Raw genomic sequence first — 2,485 nt, forward strand, 5'->3', positions numbered from 1 at the left:
CCCCCAAAGGGATAATTGCTGTTCTGTGAATTTAAAGTTTTTAATTGAATATAAATTAATTAATCACGAAGCAATCTAGGGCGGCATTTTCGATTAATGCAATACCCGCTGACAGATGAATAGCTCAAGAGATAACAAGAGGATGCAACAAACGGGAAGTCGATGTTAAAAATGCCTTATGCCACATACCTTTACTCACGATTTTGCATACATCCCTGCCATTGCCAATTGTCATAGCGACCATAAGCCCAACACGGTTACGGCTTCGAGTGGTTCTGCGAGTAGCACAGAGATAGGGGAATCTGGTGCAGCATGGGTGATACCTTTTCTGCAGAACAATATCTATAAACGGTAGCACCCCCAACTTGATAATATATCTTCATTGGATCACTTTACGCACAATGATGCATTCCTATTCATTTAGAAACCCAAACTAATTCGACTATTCTCGATAATGACACCTGCTTGGCAATGCCTTTTTTATAGAACAAGTCAAAAAACAGTTGCAGTTGTTAACAATGCATCCATCACCATATTTACCTTGACGTCACCCATGTTAATTAACCAGCACGTAAATATGAGCGCCAACGGCGTTGTTGCCCAAATCAGCTGTAAGAGCGCATCTTACCCAGCCCCTGGTGACCGCTACAGACTGTAGCAGTCAACTAAATCCGGACACTTGGTTAGGCCGATCATCGACTTTTGCTGGCGGTATCTCGTCATTGTGTTGATGTGGACGCTGCCAGTTGTAGTAAGCCATCAGGTAATGGCTGATATCCCGTTTCGCCTCCCGCTGGTTCATGTATCCCGTTGCCGGGAGCCACTCTGACTTCAGGCTCCTGAACAACCGTTCCATCGGGGCGTTGACGCTCAGCAGTTACCACGCAGACTCATGCTCTGGGTCATGCGATAGCGCCACCGTCGTTGCCGAAATGCCCGGCTGCCATATTGGCTGCTCTGGTCGGAGTGAAGCAGCACACAGGATGGACAACCACGCTGCAGATAGGCCATCTCCAGTACTTTGATGGCCAGCTTTGCATCAGGCTTGTCAGACATCGCCCAGCCCACAACCCGGCGTGTATGAAGGTCAAGCCCCGCTGCCAGGTAATGCCAACAAGCACCTGCCCAGATGTAGGTGATCTCGCCACACCACACCTGATTGGGTTGCTGGACATCAAATTCACGGGCCAGCAGATTGGGAATATCCGGTCGCTCAGACCGGGCGACCTGATAGCGATGAACACCCGGTTGCCTGGATACCAGACCGGCCTCCTTCATCAGGTTGCGCACTTTGAATCGGCCAATCTGATACCCCAGCTCTCGCATCATCGACATCAAGGCGCGGCTGCCTGCTGAATCCCGGCTCTCTTTAAACAAACGGCGCAACTCGCTGCGCGGTTGCATGCGCTCACAGTTAATCGTCCGCCTGCGAGCCAGATAATCGTAAAAACAGGAGGTGGGACAGCAGACCTGGGTGATGGGGGCTTGCTCCCTTAATCGGTCTATCACAGCGCGTACGTGTGAACTCGTCCGTCATCAAGAGAGCCGTAGCCTTTTTTAGAATGTCCTTTTCGCGCTCGAGCCGATTGATGCGGACTTCCAGCTCCTGGATTTTCTGCTGCTCCGGAGTCAGCGCTTTGCTGGTAGGAGTGGTGCCGGTTCGTTCGGATTGCAGTTGCCGAATCCAGCGGCGAAGTATGGTTTCACCGATATCCAGTGAACGGCTTGCTTCGGGGACAGAATATCCCTGGTCGAGCACCAGGGATGTGGCTTCGAGTTTGAATTCGGCAGTAAATAAGCGACGTAATCTTGTCACTGAACACCTCAGGTCATGGTGGCGACTGTACCACCTAAAATGGTGTCCGGAATAATTAGACCACTACATCGTCCATCCAGATGCTCAACGAACCGCGTTGCACCAAGGCTTGGTTGTACTGTTCCAGTTGCTGATCTTGTGTTTGGACTTGCCCATCTGATGCTCTCGGTGGCTACTTTACAAGATAGTTCTCCGATTTGAGCAACAAAGCCCACTAAACAAGATGCCTTGTAAGGTTTGGCTTATTTTGGGGTTTGTGGGTTGATTCTTTATTTGATTATATGGTCTCCTTTGATGAGTTGAAATGTAATTAATTAGATGGATGATTTTAGATGAATGAATGAGTTATAACTCAAGTGGGGTGTTATAAATTTCAAACGGCAATGTGCTCAATTATTTCTGCCTGAGTATCGTTAATAACGTTCATTAATCAGAAGAACGACAATCAACTGGCGATGTTTTCTCGCTGATAAACCAAGATGATAGAAGCCTGGAATAGCTGCGTCTCAAATGTGAGACAAGCCCAGAAAAGGGGAAAGCAGATTTTGTAGTAAAGATGTCAGAATTCTGGAATGGTGAAAATTTTAAGAGTGAGCAGGCGACTTATGATGAAGGTGCGATCAACTCGCTCGCAGCTTCCTTTCAACAACATATGCATAGGTATATAAA

At 48.0% G+C, this 2,485-nt stretch carries 2 pseudogenes; both read right to left on the minus strand.

Annotation, left to right across the window (positions count from 1 at the left end):
- Window positions 1-661 precede the first annotated feature (661 nt).
- Window positions 662-1,816 (minus strand): annotated as a pseudogene (locus AACS24_RS09775) (IS3 family transposase).
- 58 nt (window positions 1,817-1,874) lie between these two features.
- A pseudogene (locus tag AACS24_RS21920) lies at window positions 1,875-1,972 on the minus strand (IS5/IS1182 family transposase); the annotation flags it as partial.
- Window positions 1,973-2,485: the final 513 nt, after the last annotated feature.

Source organism: Aeromonas sp. HMWF016, assembly GCF_963878195.1.
GTDB classification, from domain to species: domain Bacteria; phylum Pseudomonadota; class Gammaproteobacteria; order Enterobacterales; family Aeromonadaceae; genus Aeromonas; species Aeromonas lacus.